The organism is Streptomyces sp. NPDC093546 (assembly GCF_044765045.1).
Lineage (GTDB): Bacteria > Actinomycetota > Actinomycetes > Streptomycetales > Streptomycetaceae > Streptomyces.
In genome coordinates, this window is the sequence record NZ_JBIWJG010000008.1 from 159,019 (window position 1) to 176,615 (window position 17,597).

Genomic DNA, 17,597 nt, shown 5'->3' on the forward strand with positions numbered 1-17,597 from the left:
GGAGGCACGGGTGGCTCTGCTGACCCGTATCACGGGCCCGCGCGATCTCGACCGGCTCTCCCCGGAGCAGCTGGAGCAGCTGGCCGCGGAGATCCGGTCCTTCCTCGTGGACGCCGTGTCCAAGACAGGCGGTCACCTCGGTCCCAACCTCGGTGTGGTCGAGCTGACCATCGCCCTGCACCGGGTCTTCGAGTCCCCCAAGGACAAGATCCTGTGGGACACCGGCCACCAGTCCTACGTCCACAAGCTGCTCACCGGGCGGCAGGACTTCTCGCGGCTGAAGATGAAGGGCGGCCTGTCCGGCTACCCGGCCCGGGCCGAGTCCGAGCACGACGTCATCGAGAACAGCCACGCCTCCACGGTCCTCGGCTGGGCCGACGGCCTCGCCAAGGCGAACGAGGTGCTGAAGAAGGACGACCACGTCGTCGCCGTCATCGGCGACGGCGCGCTCACCGGCGGCATGGCCTGGGAGGCCCTGAACAACATCGCCGAGGCCAAGGACCGCCCGCTCGTCATCGTCGTCAACGACAACGAGCGCTCCTACGCACCGACCATCGGCGGCCTCGCCAACCACCTCGCCACGCTGCGCACCACGGACGGCTACGAGCGCTTCCTCGCCCGCACGAAGGAGATCCTCGACCGCACGCCGGTCGTGGGCAAGCCGCTGTACGAGACGCTGCACGGCGCCAAGAAGGGCCTGAAGGACTTCATCGCCCCGCAGGGCATGTTCGAGGACCTCGGCCTGAAGTACGTCGGCCCCATCGACGGCCACGACATCGAGGCGCTGGAGTCCGCCCTCTCCCGCGCCAAGCGGTTCGGCGGCCCGGTCATCGTGCACTGCCTCACCGAGAAGGGCCGCGGCTACCAGCCCGCCCTGGCGGACGAGGCCGACCGCTTCCACGCCGTCGGCAAGATCCACCCGGACACCGGCCTGCCGATCTCCTCCTCCGGAGCCGACTGGACCGGCGTCTTCGCCGACGAGATGGTCAAGCTCGGCCACGAGCGCGAGGACATCGTCGCCATCACCGCCGCCATGCTCCAGCCGGTCGGCCTCGACAAGTTCGCCAAGGCCTTCCCGGACCGGGTGTACGACGTCGGCATCGCCGAGCAGCACGCCGCCGTCTCCGCGGCCGGCCTCGCCACCGGCGGCCTCCACCCGGTCGTCGCCGTGTACGCGACCTTCCTCAACCGCGCCTTCGACCAGGTCCTGATGGACGTCGCCCTGCACAACTGCGGCGTGACCTTCGTCCTCGACCGGGCCGGCGTCACCGGCACCGACGGCGCCTCCCACAACGGCATGTGGGACATGTCGATCCTCCAGGTCGTCCCGGGCCTGAGGATCGCCGCCCCGCGCGACGCCGACCAGGTCCGCGCCCAGCTGCGCGAGGCCGTCGAGGTCAAGGACGCGGCGACCGTCGTGCGCTACTCCAAGGGCGCGGTCGGCCCGGCCGTGCAGGCCGTGGGCCGCGTCGGCGGCATGGACGTGCTGCGCGAGGCCGGCACCGACACCCCGGACGTGCTGCTGGTGTCGGTCGGCGCGCTGGCGCCGATGTGCCTGGAGATCGCGGGTCTGCTCGACCGGCAGGGCATCTCCACGACCGTGGTCGACCCCCGCTGGGTCAAGCCGGTCGACGAGGCCATGGCGCCGCTCGCAGCCCGGCACCGCGTCGTCGTCACCGTCGAGGACAACGGTCGGGTCGGCGGCGTCGGCTGCGCGGTCGCCCAGGCGCTGCGCGACGCGGGCGTCGACGTACCGCTGCGCGACTTCGGCATCCCGCCGCGCTTCCTGGACCACGCCTCGCGCGCGGAGATCCTGGCCGAGATCGGCCTGACGGCGCCGGACATCGCCCGCCAGGTCACCGGCCTGGTCTCCACGCTGGACGGCCGTTACGACGAGGCCGAGATCCAGGCCGCGCGCGACTGACACCGCCGCTGCCGCGCGGTCTGGGCGGCCGCACGGCCACCGCGTCCCGCGTTGGACCGGTCGGAGTACCCGAGGGGTCTCCGGCCGGTCCATTGGTGTGAAACGGCCCCTCACGGCGGGCGCCGCCCCGTACCCCTCCCGATCATGGCCTTAGGGGCCGATGGGTACGGAGGTACGCCGGTGAGCACAGGCCAGCAGTCACGCGATACCGGGATGTTCCGGACGAAAAGCGTCGAGCAGTCGATCCGGGACACCGAGGAGCCGGAGCACGCGCTCAAGAAGTCCCTCTCCGCCTGGGACCTGACCGTCTTCGGCGTGGGTGTCATCATCGGCACCGGCATCTTCGTCCTCACCGGCAAGGTGGCCAAGGAGACCGCCGGACCCGCCACCGCGCTGGCGTTCGTCACGGCGGGCATCGTCTGCGCCCTCGCCGCCCTCTGCTACGCCGAGTTCGCCTCCACGGTCCCCGTGGCCGGATCGGCGTACACCTTCGCGTACGCCTCCCTCGGCGAACTGCCCGCGTGGATCATCGGCTGGGACCTGGTCCTCGAGTTCGCCCTCGGCACGGCCGTGGTCGCCGTCGGCTGGTCCGGCTACGTCCGCTCGCTGATGGACAACGTGGACTGGCACCTGCCCGCCGCGCTGCAAGGGCCCGATGTGGCGGGCGGCACCTTCGACCTCCTCGCCTTCCTGCTGGTCCTGGTCCTGACCGTGATCCTCGTCCTCGGCATGAAGCTGTCCGCCAACATCACGGCCCTCGTCGTGGCCATCAAGGTGACCGTGGTCATGATCGTGATCATCGCGGGCCTGTTCTTCATCGTCGGCGACAACTACTCGCCGTTCATCCCCGACGCGGTGACCCCGCCCGCCTCCTCCGGCTGGGACGCGCCGCTCGTCCAGACGATCTTCGGCTACGAACCGACGAACTTCGGCGTCATGGGCATCTTCACCGCCGCGTCCGTCGTCTTCTTCGCCTTCATCGGCTTCGACGTGGTGGCCACCGCCGCCGAGGAGACCAAGCTCCCGCAGCGCGACATGCCGCGCGGCATCCTCGGCTCGCTGCTCATCTGCACCGTGCTGTACGTCGCCGTCTCGCTCGTCGTGACCGGCATGCAGCACTACAGCCAGCTGTCCGTGAGCGCCCCGCTGGCCGACGCCTTCAAGGCGACCGGCCACCCCTTCTACGCCGGTGTGATCAGCTTCGGCGCCGCCGTCGGCCTCACCACCGTGTGCCTGATCCTGCTCCTCGGCCAGACCCGGGTGTTCTTCGCGATGAGCCGCGACGGACTGCTGCCGCGCTTCTTCTCCGTCACGCACCCCAAGTTCCGCACCCCGTACCGCCCGACCATCCTCCTCGGCGTCCTCATCGCGATCATCGCCGGTTTCACCAGCATCAACGAGCTGGCGACCCTGGTGAACATCGGCACGCTCTTCGCCTTCGTCATCGTCGCGCTCGGCGTGATCATCCTGCGCCGCACCCGCCCCGACCTGCACCGCGCGTTCCGCACGCCGCTGGTCCCCCTCGTCCCGATCCTGTCGGTGGCCGCGTCGGTGTGGCTGATGCTCAACCTGCCGGGCGAGACGTGGTTCCGGTTCGCGGTCTGGATGGCGGTCGGCATCGTCGTGTACTTCCTCTACGGTCGCTCCCACAGCCGGCTCGGCGGCCGCCGGGTCCCGCTGGGCACCCGCGACACGTAAGCCCCCTCAGGAGGGCGGGCCGTGCACCGTCCGCGGCCCCACGCATTCTGCGCCGTACTCCTCCACCCGCCGCCGCAGCTCCCGGTCGGCCGTGACCACCAGGCACGGCCGGCCGGCCGCGTCCCGGGCCTCGCGCGCCAGCTCGGCGATCAGGTCGTCCCCGCTGCCGGGCGCCGACTCCACCCGCACCCCCGGTACGGACTCCACGCCGCGGGCCCGGCCCTCCACGACCAGCACGACCTCGACCGGCCCCGGGCGCCCGGCCATTCCCTCCGCCGCGTACGCCACGAGCCGGTCCCGCAGCCGCTCGGCGGCGCCGCGCCGGTCGCGCCACCAGCCGTCCGGGACGGACCCGACCACATTGGCCGCGTCGACCACCACCAAGACGCTCATGGCTTCAGCCTCCCACCCGCCGCCGACAACACACTGCCCCGGTACCGCTTCCGCGGTACCGGGGCAGGTCATGTGCGTACGCCGGGGTTACGCCGGGACGCTCGCCACGCCCTGCGGCAGGAACCGCTTGCCGTTGACGCGCTCCGAGACGCCCTCACGGTCCAGGTACGGCGTGATGCCGCCCAGGTGGAAGGGCCAGCCGGCGCCGGTGATCAGGCACAGGTCGATGTCCTGCGCCTCGGCGACGACACCCTCCTCCAGCATCAGGCCGATCTCCTGCGCCACCGCGTCCAGGACGCGGGCGCGGACCTGCTCCTCGGTCAGGACGACATCGCCCTGCTTGAGGAGCGCGGCGACCTCGGGGTCCAGCTCCGGCTTGCCGGAGTCGTAGACGTAGAAGCCGCGCTTGCCGGCCTCGACGACCGCCTTGAGGTTCGGGGAGACCTTGAAGCGGTCCGGGAAGGCGCCGTTGAGCGTCTCCGAGACGTGCAGACCGATCGCCGGGCCGACCAGCTCCAGCAGCACCAGCGGGGACATCGGCAGACCGAGCGGCTCGATCGCCTTCTCGGCGGTGGCGACCGGGGTGCCCTCGTCGATGACGTTCTGGATCTCGCCCATGAAGCGGGTCAGGATGCGGTTGACGACGAACGCCGGGGCGTCCTTCGTCAGCACGGCCGTCTTCTTCAGCTTCTTCGCGACGCCGAAGGCGGTGGCCAGCGACGCGTCGTCCGTCTGCTCGCCGCGCACGATCTCCAGCAGCGGGAGGATCGCGACCGGGTTGAAGAAGTGGAAGCCGACGACGCGCTCCGGGTGCTGGAGCTTCGACGCCATCTCCGAGACGGAGAGCGAGGAGGTGTTGGTGGCGAGGATCGCGTGCGCCGGGGCGACCGCCTCGACCTCCGCGAACACCTTCTGCTTGACGGACATCTCCTCGAACACGGCCTCGATGATGAAGTCCGCGTCCGCGAAGCCCTCGGCCTTGTCCAGGACGCCCGAGACCAGGCCCTTGAGGCGGTTGGCCTTGTCCTGGTTGATGCGGCCCTTGCCGAGCAGCTTGTCGATCTCGCCGTGGACGTAGCCCACACCCTTGTCGACGCGCTCCTGGTCGATGTCGGTCAGCACGACCGGCACCTCCAGGCGGCGCAGGAAGAGCAGGGCCAGCTGCGAGGCCATCAGACCGGCGCCGACGACGCCGACCTTGGTGACCGGGCGGGCCAGGCTCTTGTCCGGCGCGCCGGCCGGGCGCTTGGCGCGCTTCTGCACCAGGTTGAAGGCGTAGATGCCGGAGCGCAGCTCGCCGCCCATGATGAGGTCGGCCAGCGCCGTGTCCTCGGCGTCGAAGCCCTTCTGGAGGTCGCCGTCCTTGGCCGCCTCGATGATGTCCAGGGCGCGGTACGCGGCCGGGGCCGCGCCGTGCACCTTGGAGTCGGCGATGAACCGGCCGCGGGCGACGGCCTGGTCCCAGCCCTCGCCGCGGTCGACGTCCGCGCGCTCGACGACGATCTCGCCCTTGAGGACGGAGGCCGTCCACAGCAGGGACTGCTCCAGGAAGTCGGCGCCCTCGAAGATCGCGTCGGCGATGCCGAGCTCGTAGACCTGCGCGCCCTTGAGCTGCTTGTTCTGGTTGAGCGAGTTCTCGATGATGACCGAGACCGCGCGGTCCGCGCCGATCAGGTTCGGCAGGATGGTGCAGCCGCCCCAGCCCGGGACCAGGCCCAGGAAGACCTCGGGCAGCGAGAAGGCCGGGACGGCCTTCGACACGGTCCGGTAGGTGCAGTGCAGACCGACCTCGACACCGCCGCCCATCGCCGCGCCGTTGTAGTACGCGAACGTCGGCACGGCCAGGCCGGACAGCCGCTTGAAGACGTCGTGGCCGCCCTTGCCGATGGCGAGCGCGTCCTCGTGGCGCTTCAGCAGCTCGACGCCCTTGAGGTCGGCGCCGACGGCGAAGATGAAGGGCTTGCCGGTGATGCCGACACCGACGATGGCGCCCTCGGACGCCTCCTTCTCGACCTGGTCGATCGCCGTGTTCAGGTTGGCGAGCGACTGCGGGCCGAAGGTGGTCGGCTTGGTGTGGTCGAAGCCGTTGTCCAGCGTGATCAGGGCGAACTTGCCCGCGCCGAACGGCAGGTCGAAGTGGCGTACGTGCGCCTGCGTGACGACCTCGTCCGGGAACAGCTCGGCCGCACCCTTCAGGAGCTCAGCGGTGGTGCTCACTTGTCGCCTCCGGCGTCCTTGTGGTTCGGGTTCTCCCAGATGACCGTGGCGCCCATGCCGAAGCCGACGCACATGGTGGTGAGGCCGTAACGGACCTCCGGCTGCTCCTCGAACTGCCGCGCCAGCTGCGTCATCAGGCGTACGCCGGAGGAGGCGAGCGGGTGGCCGAACGCGATGGCGCCGCCGTACTGGTTGACGCGGGCGTCGTCGTCGGCGATGCCGTAGTGGTCGAGGAAGGCCAGGACCTGGACGGCGAAGGCCTCGTTGATCTCGAACAGGCCGATGTCACCGATGGTCAGACCGGCCTTGGCCAGCGCCTTCTCGGTGGCCGGGATCGGGCCGTAGCCCATGACCTCGGGCTCGACGCCGGCGAAGGCGTACGAGACGAGGCGCATCTTGACCGGCAGGCCGTTCTCGCGGGCGAAGTCCTCGGACGCGATGATCGACGCGGTGGCGCCGTCGTTGAGCCCCGCGGCGTTACCGGCGGTGACGCGGCCGTGCGTACGGAACGGCGTCTTCAGGCCGGCCAGGTTCTCCAGCGTGGTGCCCGGGCGCATCGGCTCGTCGGCGGTGACCAGGCCCCAGCCGGTCTCGCCGGCCTCGGCGTTGGTGCGGCGCACGGAGATCGGCACCAGGTCGGCCTGGATCTTGCCGTTGGCGTACGCCTTGGCGGCCTTCTCCTGCGAGCGCACGGCGTACTCGTCGGCGCGCAGCTTGGTGATGTGCGGGTACCGGTCGTGCAGGTTCTCCGCGGTCATGCCCATGAAGAGGGCCGACTCGTCGACCAGCTTCTCGCTGACGAACCGCGGGTTCGGGTCGACGCCCTCGCCCATCGGGTGGCGGCCCATGTGCTCGACGCCGCCGGCGATGGCGACGTCGTACGCGCCGAAGGCCACGCTGCCCGCGACCGCGGTCACGGCGGTCAGGGCGCCCGCGCACATGCGGTCGATGGAGTAGCCGGGCACCGACTGCGGCAGACCCGCCAGGATGCCGGCCGTGCGGCCGATGGTCAGGCCCTGGTCACCGATCTGGGTGGTCGCGGCGATGGCGACCTCGTCGATCTTCGCGGGGTCGAGGTCCGGGTTGCGGCGCAGCAGCTCCCGGATCGCCTTCACGACGAGATCGTCGGCACGGGTCTCGTGGTAGATGCCCTTCGGGCCCGCCTTGCCGAACGGGGTGCGGACGCCGTCGACGAAGACGACGTCCCTGACGGTACGAGGCACGATGGCTCTCCTCCAGGGTGCGGGGTGGCACTGCACTGCTGCGGGCACGCGGCTAAGCGTGCGCTTGCAGGCCCCATGCTACTTACGAGTAACCAGGCTGCACAGTCCCCCCGCCCGGAGCGGTGAACGTCACACTGCGTGGTCACAACGAAAGGGTGCCCCCTCCGCCGGAGGGGGCACCCTTTTCCGCTGTTTTCCGCTGTTCTCGCTGTTCTCGCTGTTCCTACGCCTTGGCGCCCGACAGCGCCGCGACCAGGACCGGCGTCACCTGTTCGATCTGCCAGGCCCGCGCGCCGTACGCGGCGAGCGCGTCCGCGACCGCCTCCGGGGTGGGCTCCTGCGGCGGCTCCCAGCAGACGCGGCGGACCGTGTCCGGGGTGATCAGGTTCTCCGGGGGCAGGTTCAGCTCCTCCGCGAGCGCCGAGACCGCCGCGCGGGCGGCCGAGAGGCGGGCCGCGGCCGCGGGGTCCTTCTCCGCCCAGGCGCGCGGGGGAGGCGGACCCGTCACCGGCTGGCCGGGCTGCGGGAGCTCGGCGTCCGGCAGGGCCTTGGCCCGGTCGACGGCCGCCTGCCACTGCTCCAGCTGGCGGCGGCCCATGCGGTGGCCGAAGCCGCTCAGCGCCGTGAGCGCCTGCACGTTCGGCGGCAGGGCGAGGGCGGCCTCCACGATCGCGGCGTCGCTGAGCACCTTGCCCGGCGACACGTCACGCCGCTGGGCGATCCGGTCGCGGGCCGTCCACAGCTCCCGTACGACCGCCATCTGGCGGCGCCGGCGCACCTTGTGCATCCCGGACGTACGCCGCCAGGGGTCCTTGCGCGGCGGGGGCGGCGGGGCCGAGGCGATCGCGTGGAACTCCTGGTGCGCCCAGTCCAGCTTGCCCTGCCGGTCCAGCTCCTTCTCCAGTGCGTCACGCAGGTCGACGAGGAGCTCGACGTCCAGCGCGGCGTACCGGAGCCAGGGGTCGGGCAGCGGGCGGGTGGACCAGTCCACCGCCGAGTGCCCCTTCTCCAGGGCGTAGCCCAGCACCGACTCGACCATCGCGCCGAGGCCGACGCGCGGGAAGCCCGCGAGCCGCCCGGCCAGCTCCGTGTCGAAGAGCCGGGTCGGGACCATGCCTATTTCGCGCAGGCACGGCAGGTCCTGCGTGGCGGCGTGCAGGATCCACTCGGCGTCGGCGAGCGTCTCGCCCAGCGCGGACAGGTCCGGGCAGCCGACCGGGTCGATCAGCGCGGTGCCCGCGCCCTCGCGGCGCAGCTGCACCAGATAGGCGCGCTGCCCGTAGCGGTAGCCGGAGGCGCGCTCCGCGTCCACGGCCACGGGCCCGGTGCCCTCGGCGAAGGCGGCGATCACCTGCGCGAGGGCATGCTCGTCGGCCACCACGGGCGGCACCCCTTCACGGGGCACCAGCAAGGGGATCGGCGTCCCGTCGACTGCGCCGTCCGCGACGCCGTCGACCGGAGGGCCGCCCCCGGTGGTGCGCAGTACGGTCTCGGCTGCGGTCTCTTGGGCGTCGGTCACCTGTCAAGGGTATCTGTGAACGGCAAGCGCCCGCCGACGGAACGTTCCGTCGACGGGCGTGGATGTGGTGCGAACCGGTCAGTGGATGATTCCCGTACGAAGTGCCACGGCGACCATCCCGGCCCGGTCGCCGGTGCCGAGCTTGCGGGCGATGCGGGCGAGGTGACTCTTGACGGTCAGTGCGGACAGGCCCATCGAGACGCCGATGGCCTTGTTGGACTGCCCCTCCGCCACGAGGCGGAGCACCTCGACCTCACGGCCGGAGAGCTCGCGGTAGCCGCCCGGATGGCTCGGGGCGCCGGGGGGACGGCGGTGCATCCGGGCGGCGGCGCCGATGGGGGCGGCGCCGGGTCGGGTGGGGTGGCCGATGTTGGTGCGCGTACCGGTGACGACATAGCCCTTGACGCCGCCTGCGAGGGCGTTGCGCACGGCGCCGATGTCGTCCGCCGCCGAGAGGGCCAGGCCGTTGGGCCAGCCGGCGGCGCGGGTCTCGGACAGCAGGGTCAGCCCGGAACCGTCGGGCAGGTGGACGTCGGCAACGCAGATGTCACGCGGGTTGCCGATACGGGGGCGGGCCTCCGCGATGGACGACGCCTCGATGACGTCTCGCACGCCGAGTGCCCACAAATGACGGGTCACGGTGGAGCGGACGCGCGGGTCGGCCACGACGACCATGGCCGTCGGCTTGTTCGGGCGGTAGGCGACCAGGCTTGCGGGCTGCTCGAGGAGAACGGACACCAGGCCTCCTGGGAAGGTGCGGGACACAGCCGGCTCGGGGAAAAGCCGGGGCGAACCGTGTTTGAAGGGTCACAGACCTCTTCGGCAGCCCACCCGTCCGCCTTTAGGGGAAGATCACGATTTGGTGAGTAACAATTGGGGCAATTCGGACGGGCGATCGATCATCCTACGAGCGCCCCCCTGCGATCGGGCACACGCGCCCCCGCACTCCGGCGCCGCCGGACCGGCACGCGGCCGTCGGATCGTACGGCGCCCACGAGGGCCCTCAGGTACGGCTGCGGACGCCCCGGACGGCTACGGGTGCTGCGGACCACGCCGCTGCGGCAGCGACACCACACCCGCCGACTGCGAGCCCGCGCCGCCGTCCAGCGGTCCCGGAACCGACGGCGGCAGCCCCGCGATCTGGCACAGCAGGTCGCACCAGGCCGCCAGGTGCCCCGCCGCGTCCGGCGCGCCGCCCCGCCCCTCGCGCGGCGTCCAGGACGCGCGGATCTCGATCTGCGTCGCCGGGCGGCGCTCCGCGAGTCCACCGAAGTAGTGAGACCCCGCACGGGTGACGGTGCCGCTCGGCTCCCCGTACGCCAGCCCCCGCGCCTCCAGCGCACCCGTCAGCCACGACCAGCACACCTCCGGCAGCAGCGGATCGGCGGCCATCTCCGGCTCCAGCTCGGCGCGCACCAGCGTCACCAGCCGGAAGGTGCCCTGCCAGGCGTCGTGCCCCGCAGGGTCGTGCAGCAGCACCAGCCGCCCGTCCGCCAGGTCCTCCTCGCCCTCGACGACCGCCGCCTCCAGGGCGTACGCGTACGGGGCCAGCCGCTGCGGCGGGCGCGTCGGCTCGGCCTCGACCTCCGGCCGGACGCGCGCCGTGCGCAGGGCGTCGACCGCCAGCGCGAAGGCGGGCGGCACGCCCTCGGGGCCCTCGGAGTGAGCGGGGTGATCGGAGAACTGTCCCTGAGCCGCAGCCATGCGGGGAAGAGTAGGCGGAAGGAGCCCTTCGCGCAGGGAGGGACACCCTCACCGGCGAAGCGGCTTGCGCGCGCGTGCGAAGATTCTGGGCGTGAGTGCCATCGACAGCCCCTCGGGCCAGCAGCCGCAGACCTACGATTCCGCCTTCCTCAAGGCGTGCAGGCGCGAACCCGTGCCGCACACGCCGGTGTGGTTCATGCGCCAGGCGGGTCGCTCGCTGCCCGAGTACCTGAAGGTGCGCGAGGGCATCCCGATGCTCGAGTCCTGCATGCGGCCCGAGCTCGTCACCGAGATCACCCTCCAGCCGGTCCGCCGCCACAAGGTCGACGCCGCGATCTACTTCAGCGACATCGTCGTCCCCCTCAAGGCCATCGGCATCGACCTCGACATCAAGCCCGGCGTCGGCCCGGTCGTCGCAGAACCGATCCGCCGCCGCGAGGACCTCGCCCGGCTGCGCGACCTCACCCCGGACGACGTCGCGTACGTCACCGAGGCCATCTCGATGCTCACCGGCGAGCTCGGCGCCACCCCGCTGATCGGCTTCGCGGGCGCGCCCTTCACCCTCGCGAGCTACCTCGTCGAGGGCGGCCCGTCGCGCAACCACGAGCACACCAAGGCGCTCATGTACGGCGACCCCGAGCTGTGGGCCGACCTGCTGGACCGGCTCGCCGACATCACCGCCGCCTTCCTCAAGGTCCAGATCGAGGCCGGCGCCTCCGCCGTCCAGCTCTTCGACTCCTGGGTCGGCGCCCTCGCCCCCGCCGACTACCGCCGCTCGGTCATGCCCGCCTCCACCAAGGTCTTCGACGCCGTCGCGTCGTACGGCGTGCCGCGCATCCACTTCGGCGTCGGCACCGGCGAGCTCCTCGGCCTCATGGGCGAGGCGGGCGCCGACGTCGTCGGCGTCGACTGGCGCGTCCCGCTGGACGAGGCGGCCCGCCGCGTCGGCCCCGGCAAGGCGCTCCAGGGCAACCTCGACCCGGCGGTCCTCTTCTCCACCCCCGAGGCGGTCGAGGCGAAGACCCGCGAGGTGCTGGACGCCGCCGCCGGCCTGGAGGGACACGTCTTCAACCTCGGCCACGGCGTCCTGCCCACCACCGACCCGGACGCCCTGACGCGCCTGGTCGACTACGTCCACACGCAGACCGCGCGCTGAGTAACGGCTAACCCGCCGCCCGCACTGCCGCCACGGCCTTGCGGGCGGCGACCTGGACCGGGTCCCACACCGGCGAGAACGGCGGGGCGTACCCCAGGTCCAGGGCGGCGACCTGCTCCACCGTCATGCGGGCGGTCAGCGCCACCGCCGCGATGTCCACGCGCTTCGCGGCGCCCTCGCGGCCGACGATCTGGACGCCCAGGAGCCGGCCCGTGCGGCGCTCGGCGAGCATCTTCACCGTCATCGGGGCCGCGCCGGGGTAGTACCCGGCGCGGCTCGTCGACTCGACCGTCACCGTGACGAACCGCAGCCCCACCGCCTCCGCGTCCCGCTCGCGCAGGCCCGTGCGGGCGATCTCCAGCGAGCACACCTTGCTCACCGCCGTACCGACGACACCCGGGAACGTGCCGTAGCCGCCCGCCACGTTCGCCCCGATGACCTGGCCGTGCTTGTTGGCGTGGGTGCCGAGCGCGATGTGCCGCTCGCGGCCGGAGACCAGGTCCAGCACCTCCACGCAGTCGCCGCCCGCCCAGATGTTCCCCCGGCCGCGCACCCGCATCGACAGGTCGGTCAGCAGCCCGCCGTACGCGCCGAGCGGCAGCCCCGCCGCCCGCGCGAGGGCGGTCTCCGGCTCCACGCCCATGCCGAGCACGACGACGTCCGCCGGGTACTCGGCGTCCTCGGTCGCCACCGCCCGGACCCTCCCGTCGTCGCCGGTGAGGATCTTCGTGACCTCCGCGCCGCCGACCGTGGTGATGCCGAGGCCGTCCATCGCCTCGTGCACCAGCCGCCCCATGTCGGGGTCGAGCGTCGACATCGGCTGCTCGCCCCGGTTGAGCACCGTCACCTCGTAGCCCCGGTTGAGGAGCGCCTCCGCCATCTCCACGCCGATGTACCCGGCGCCGACCACGACGGCCCGCCGACCCGGCGTGCCGTTCAGCGCCGTCAGCGTGTCCAGCAGCGCCTGCCCGTCGTCGAGGGTCTGCACGCCGTGCACGCCCGGAGCGTCGACACCCGGCAGCGGGGGCCGCACCGGGCGGGCGCCGGTCGCGATCACCAGCTTGTCGTACGCCTCCCACGCCTCGGTGCCCGACTCCAGGTCCCGCACCCGTACGCGCCCGCCGTCGGCGTCCAGCTCGGTCACCTCGCGGCGCAGCCGCACGTCGATGCCGCGCGCCCGGTGCTCCTCGGGACCGCGCGCGATGAGCCGGTCGCGGTCGTCGACGTCGCCGCCGACCCAGTACGGAATGCCGCACGCCGAGTACGAGGTGAAGTGGCCGCGTTCGAAGGCGACGATCTCCAGCTCGTCCGGGTCCTTGAGCCTGCGGGCCTGCGACGCGGCGGACATGCCCGCCGCGTCGCCGCCGATGATGACCAGTCGCTCGCGTCGTCCCATGCGGACACGCTACGACGCCGAGGTGTCCGGCTCCTCGCGCTTCGGCGGCTTCCGCAGCCTCGGCCGCACCAGCCACCGCCATGCCGCGTACGCCACCAGCAGCAGCGCGAGCCACGGCGCCACCGCCGCCAGCACGATCACCGCCCACGTCAGGGCCGTCACCAGCGCGTTCCATCCCCCGCTCAGCGCGTCCAGGAAACCGGGGCCGCCGTCGTCCTTCTCCCGCGCCGGGGCCTGGCGCTCGGTGAGCTCCAGCGTGATCGTGGCCATGGTCGTCCGGTCCTTCAGCGACGCCTGCTGGGACAGCAGCGACTCCAGGTCCGCCTGACGGCGGCTCAACTCGCTCTCCAGCGTGACGACGTCCTCCAGCTCGGTCGCCTCGTCCATGAGCGCGCGCACCCGCGCGACGCTCGCCCGCTGCGTGGCGATCCGGCTCTCCACGTCGACCACCTGCTCGGTGACGTCCTTGGCCTCGGCCTTGCGGGACAGCAGCTTCCCGCCGCCCGCCAGCTCCACGAGGACGGAGTCGTACGCGGCCTGCGGCACGCGCAGCACGATCCGGGAGGTCACGTGGTCGTCGTCGACGCGCTCGGTCGTCTCGTTCGCCACGTGCCCGCCCGCCCCGGACGCGGCGGTACGGGCCTTGGCCAGCGCCTTGCCCGCGTCCGCGACCTCCACCACCAGCTCGGCGGTGCGGATGACGTGCTGCTGCTGCGCGGCCGGCCGGGTGTCCGGCTTCTGCGGGGCCTTGGCGCCGGACTCCGCGGGCTTCTCGGCCGTATAACCCTGGCCCCCCTCGTCGCGGGCCACGCCCTTGGACGCGGCGCTCCCACTGTCTTCGCCTCCGGCGCCGCAGCCGGCCAGCGCGAGCGAGGCGCAGATCAGCACCGCGACCGCGACGGAGTGTCGTCGTGTACGCAAGGTCCCCCCAGGTTGCGTGATGAGTGGTGTCCCTTCGACGTACGGGACGCCTGCGCCGGTTGCCTCCACGGCGCACGAAACGGCTTACGAACCGGTCACGGTCGGGACTCGGAACGGCGTTTGACATAGTTGAACCATGAACGCGGACACACTTCACGGTGGCTCCGGCGGCCCGGGCGGCTCCCACGTGGTCGTCATCGGCGGCGGCATCGCCGGTCTCGCCGCCGCCCACCGGCTGGCCCGCGCCGGCCGGCGCGTGACGCTGCTGGAGGCCACCGGCCGGCTCGGCGGCAAGCTCCACGCGGGCGAGATCGCGGGCGCCCCCGTCGACCTGGGCGCCGAGTCGATGCTGGCCCGCCGCCCCGAGGCGATCGACCTCGCCCGCGCCGTCGGCCTCGGCGACCGGCTCCAGCCGCCCGCCACCGCCACCGCCGCCGTGTGGACCCGCGACGCCCTGCGCCCCATGCCCAAGGGCCACGTCATGGGCGTCCCCGGCGACGCCGCCGCCCTCGCCGGGCTGCTGACCCCCGAGGGCCTCGCCCGCATCGAGCGAGAGCGCGACCTGCCGCCCGCCGACCCCGACGCGCTCGGCGACGACGTCGCCGTCGGCGCGTACGTCGCCGAACGCCTCGGCCGCGAGGTCGTCGACCGGCTCGTCGAACCGCTCCTCGGCGGGGTGTACGCGGGCGACGCGTACCGCATCTCCCTGCGCGCCGCCGTCCCGAAGCTCTTCGAGGCCGCGCGCGCCCACCACACCCTCACCGAGGCCGTACGCGCCGTCCAGAGCGCCGCCGGGCAGCAGACCGGCCCCGCCTTCATGGGCATCGCGGGCGGCATCGGCACGCTCCCCGGCGCCGTGGCCGCCGCGATCACCGCCCACGGCGGCGAGGTTCTCACCGACACCCCGGTGCACGCCCTGACCCGCGCGGCGAGCGGGGGCTGGCGCGTCCGCACCGACCGGCGCGTCCTCGACGCCGACGCCGTCGTCCTCGCCACCCCCGGCTGGTCCGCCTCCGAGCTGCTCGCCGCCGAGTCCCCGGCCGCCGCGGCCGAGCTCGCCACCGTCGAGTACGCGTCGATGGCCCTGGTCACCCTCGCCTTCCGGCGTACCGAAGCGGAAGCCGCCCTGCCCGCCGGCTCCGGCTTCCTCGTCCCGCCCGTCGACGGGCGCACCATCAAGGCGTCCACCTTCTCCACCCGTAAGTGGAAGTGGACCGACGAGGGCGCCGGCGACCTGGTGGTGCTGCGCACCTCCGTCGGCCGCTACGGCGAGGAGGAGCACCTGGAGCGCGACGACGCCGACCTCGTCGCCGCCTCGCTGAGCGACCTCGCCGCCGCCACCGGGCTGGCCGCGAAACCCGTCGCCACCGAGGTCACCCGCTGGATCGGCGGCCTGCCGCAGTACCCCGTCGGCCACCTCGCCCGGGTCGCGCGCATCCGCGACGCCGTCGCCAAGCTGCCCGCCCTGCGCGTCTGCGGAGCCGTGTACGACGGCGTCGGCATCCCCGCGACCATCGCGAGCGCGCACCGCGCGGCGGACGAGATCCTCGCCGCGACCCCCGCCACGCCGACCCTGGCGCAGGGCACCCTGAGTGACGAGCGAGAATAGCCGTATGAGTGCGCCCGAAAAGATCCCGAACGCCGGTAAGAAGGCGAAGGACCTCAACGAGGTCATCCGCTACACCCTGTGGTCCGTCTTCAAGCTGCGCGATGTGCTGCCCGAGAACAGGGCCGGCTACGCCGACGAGGTCCAGGAGCTGTTCGACCAGCTCGCCGCCAAGGACGTCACCGTGCGCGGCACGTACGACGTCTCCGGTCTGCGCGCCGACGCCGACCTGATGATCTGGTGGCACGCCGAGACCTCGGACGCGCTCCAGGAGGCGTACAACCTCTTCCGCCGCACCAGGCTGGGCCGCGCCCTGGAGCCGGTCTGGTCCAACATGGCGCTGCACCGCCCCGCCGAGTTCAACCGCTCGCACATCCCGGCGTTCCTCGCCGACGAGACGCCGCGCGACTACGTCTCGGTGTACCCCTTCGTCCGCTCGTACGACTGGTACCTGCTGCCCGACGAGGACCGGCGGCGCATGCTCGCCGACCACGGCAAGATGGCCCGCGGCTTCCCGGACGTGCGCGCCAACACCGTCGCCTCCTTCTCGCTCGGCGACTACGAGTGGATCCTGGCCTTCGAGGCCGACGAGCTGTACCGCATCGTCGACCTGATGCGCCACCTGCGCGGCTCCGAGGCGCGGATGCACGTCCGCGAGGAGGTCCCGTTCTACACCGGCCGCCGCAAGTCGGTGGCGGACCTGGTGGCGGGGCTGGCGTAAGCCCCGCGCCCCACAGACCCGGAAGATCAGACGGCGGGCGGTCGCGCCCGACGCTCCAGCGACACCGGGTCAGGCTCCCGGTGCGGCGCGCGTGACGCGCGCCGCACCGGCGTCCTCAGAAGGCTACGAGCTGGAGCCGCCACCGCAGCTCGATCCGCCGCTGCTTCCGCAACTCGATCCGCCACTGCTCCCGCAACTGGAGCTGCTGCCGCCGCTGCTTCCGCAGCTCGATCCGGTGGAGGAGCCGCAGCCGGAACCCGAGCCACAGCTCGAACGCCCGGGGTCGGAGCCTCCGCACCAGACGCCGCCCGGCGCACCGTCGGCGAGCAGCGCGGCCGACGACGAGCCGCTGCCCGAGCCGCCGCCCCCGTACATCCGGCCCACAGCGGTCAAGGGCCCTCGGAGGCCCGCATCCGGGACCGCCCGCACCCCGCGCAGCGCCACCAGATGTGCCGGGTCGCCGAGGTGGGCGTGCCTCCTGCCGTACGCGGTGAGGGCCGCGCGGCCCTCACGCGTGCCGAGCGCGGCGGCGAGGCGCCCGCACCAGAGGGCGACGACACCGCCGACGGCGAGGGCCGGGCCCACCGTGACGATGAGCGGCAACGGCGGGTCATCCTCCACCAGGCTCCACATCAGCTGCACCAGGGTCACGGGAATGCCCGCGAGGAGCAGCAGCAGGCAGACCATCCCCTGGGCGAAGCTCCACCTGCGCCACAGGCGCCCGCTGCCCGGCGGCATGAGCAGGCCCCGGGCGGCCAGATCGTTCCCCACCTCCTGCACCACCGGGTGGCGCATGGCGGCCGACCGCACCAGGTACAGCGCGCTGCTGGGCGCCGCCTGGTAGGCGTCGATCACGGCGCGCTCGATCGCGTCGCGCGGCACCGGACGCGGTACGGCGACGACGCCGGGCCCGGCGACGACGAGGCGCCCGTCCGCGTGGAGCGCGGCGATCGCGGCGTCCACGACGCGGGCGGGCCCGCCGCTCAGGAAGGCGGCCTCCGCCCAGTCGTGGACGTCTCCCGTGGAGCCGCGCGGCCGGGAGGCGAGGGTGCCCCACAGGAGCACCGCGGAGGAGACCAGGACGCCCGCGACGATCACGAGGGCGATGGTGGCCACGGC

General features: G+C 72.7%; 14 protein-coding genes. 5 read left to right on the forward strand and 9 right to left on the reverse strand.

Features of this window, described 5'->3' with window-relative positions:
• Positions 1–10: 10 nt before the first annotated feature.
• Both dxs and ACIRNI_RS19735 read left to right on the forward strand, forming a co-directional pair.
• Positions 11–1,924, forward strand: coding sequence for a 1-deoxy-D-xylulose-5-phosphate synthase (gene dxs / locus ACIRNI_RS19730; protein WP_403552667.1), 1,914 nt, complete (start codon positions 11–13; stop codon positions 1,922–1,924).
• A gap of 213 nt (positions 1,925–2,137) precedes the next feature.
• A complete protein-coding gene (locus ACIRNI_RS19735; protein ID WP_403552668.1) occupies positions 2,138–3,622 on the forward strand; it encodes an amino acid permease in 1,485 nt (494 codons plus the stop codon).
• Positions 3,623–3,628: 6 nt separating this feature from the next.
• On the opposite strand, the gene ACIRNI_RS19740 is transcribed toward ACIRNI_RS19735, so the two are convergent.
• The 6 genes from ACIRNI_RS19740 to ACIRNI_RS19765 all read right to left on the reverse strand — a co-directional run bounded on the left by ACIRNI_RS19740 (position 3,629) and on the right by ACIRNI_RS19765 (position 10,678).
• Complete coding sequence (locus ACIRNI_RS19740) at positions 3,629–4,015, reverse strand: NTP pyrophosphohydrolase (RefSeq protein WP_403552669.1); 387 nt, start codon at positions 4,013–4,015, stop codon at positions 3,629–3,631.
• Between the two features lie 87 nt (positions 4,016–4,102).
• Positions 4,103–6,232, reverse strand: coding sequence for a 3-hydroxyacyl-CoA dehydrogenase NAD-binding domain-containing protein (locus ACIRNI_RS19745; RefSeq protein WP_403552670.1), 2,130 nt, complete (start codon positions 6,230–6,232; stop codon positions 4,103–4,105).
• Positions 6,229–7,455 carry a thiolase family protein gene (locus tag ACIRNI_RS19750; RefSeq protein WP_403552671.1) on the reverse strand — a complete coding sequence of 409 codons (1,227 nt, stop codon included), beginning with the start codon at positions 7,453–7,455 and terminating at the stop codon, positions 6,229–6,231. Before ACIRNI_RS19750 ends, ACIRNI_RS19745 begins: the two co-directional genes overlap by 4 nt.
• Positions 7,456–7,678: 223 nt before the next feature.
• Positions 7,679–8,974, reverse strand: coding sequence for an HRDC domain-containing protein (locus ACIRNI_RS19755; RefSeq protein ID WP_403552672.1), 1,296 nt, complete (start codon positions 8,972–8,974; stop codon positions 7,679–7,681).
• 78 nt (positions 8,975–9,052) lie between these two features.
• Positions 9,053–9,712, reverse strand: a complete 660-nt coding sequence (locus ACIRNI_RS19760) for a response regulator transcription factor (RefSeq protein ID WP_355364634.1) — start codon at positions 9,710–9,712, stop codon at positions 9,053–9,055.
• A gap of 294 nt (positions 9,713–10,006) precedes the next feature.
• The gene (locus ACIRNI_RS19765) at positions 10,007–10,678 is read right to left on the reverse strand and encodes a DUF3000 domain-containing protein (RefSeq protein WP_403552673.1); all 672 of its coding nucleotides are present in this window, start codon (positions 10,676–10,678) and stop codon (positions 10,007–10,009) included.
• Between the two features lie 91 nt (positions 10,679–10,769).
• Here ACIRNI_RS19765 and hemE point away from each other — a divergent pair, with 91 nt between their 5' ends.
• On the forward strand, positions 10,770–11,834 hold the full coding sequence (gene hemE / locus ACIRNI_RS19770; protein WP_355364628.1) for a uroporphyrinogen decarboxylase: 1,065 nt from the start codon (positions 10,770–10,772) through the stop codon (positions 11,832–11,834).
• Between the two features lie 7 nt (positions 11,835–11,841).
• Here hemE and ACIRNI_RS19775 read toward each other — a convergent pair whose 3' ends face one another.
• Both ACIRNI_RS19775 and ACIRNI_RS19780 read right to left on the reverse strand, forming a co-directional pair.
• On the reverse strand, positions 11,842–13,230 hold the full coding sequence (locus ACIRNI_RS19775) for an FAD-dependent oxidoreductase (RefSeq protein WP_403552674.1): 1,389 nt from the start codon (positions 13,228–13,230) through the stop codon (positions 11,842–11,844).
• A gap of 9 nt (positions 13,231–13,239) precedes the next feature.
• Complete coding sequence (locus ACIRNI_RS19780) at positions 13,240–14,151, reverse strand: DUF4349 domain-containing protein (RefSeq protein ID WP_403552675.1); 912 nt, start codon at positions 14,149–14,151, stop codon at positions 13,240–13,242.
• 136 nt (positions 14,152–14,287) lie between these two features.
• On the opposite strand from ACIRNI_RS19780, the gene hemG reads away from it, so the two are divergent.
• Positions 14,288–15,760 (forward strand): protoporphyrinogen oxidase, encoded by a 1,473-nt coding sequence (hemG, locus tag ACIRNI_RS19785; RefSeq protein WP_403552676.1) that lies wholly within the window; start codon positions 14,288–14,290, stop codon positions 15,758–15,760.
• A gap of 4 nt (positions 15,761–15,764) precedes the next feature.
• Complete coding sequence (gene hemQ, locus ACIRNI_RS19790; RefSeq protein ID WP_355364616.1) at positions 15,765–16,478, forward strand: hydrogen peroxide-dependent heme synthase; 714 nt, start codon at positions 15,765–15,767, stop codon at positions 16,476–16,478.
• A 123-nt stretch (positions 16,479–16,601) separates the two neighbouring features.
• On the opposite strand, the gene ACIRNI_RS19795 is transcribed toward hemQ, so the two are convergent.
• Positions 16,602–17,594 (reverse strand): TIGR04222 domain-containing membrane protein, encoded by a 993-nt coding sequence (locus ACIRNI_RS19795; RefSeq protein WP_403552677.1) that lies wholly within the window; start codon positions 17,592–17,594, stop codon positions 16,602–16,604.
• Between the last annotated feature and the right edge of the window lie 3 nt (positions 17,595–17,597).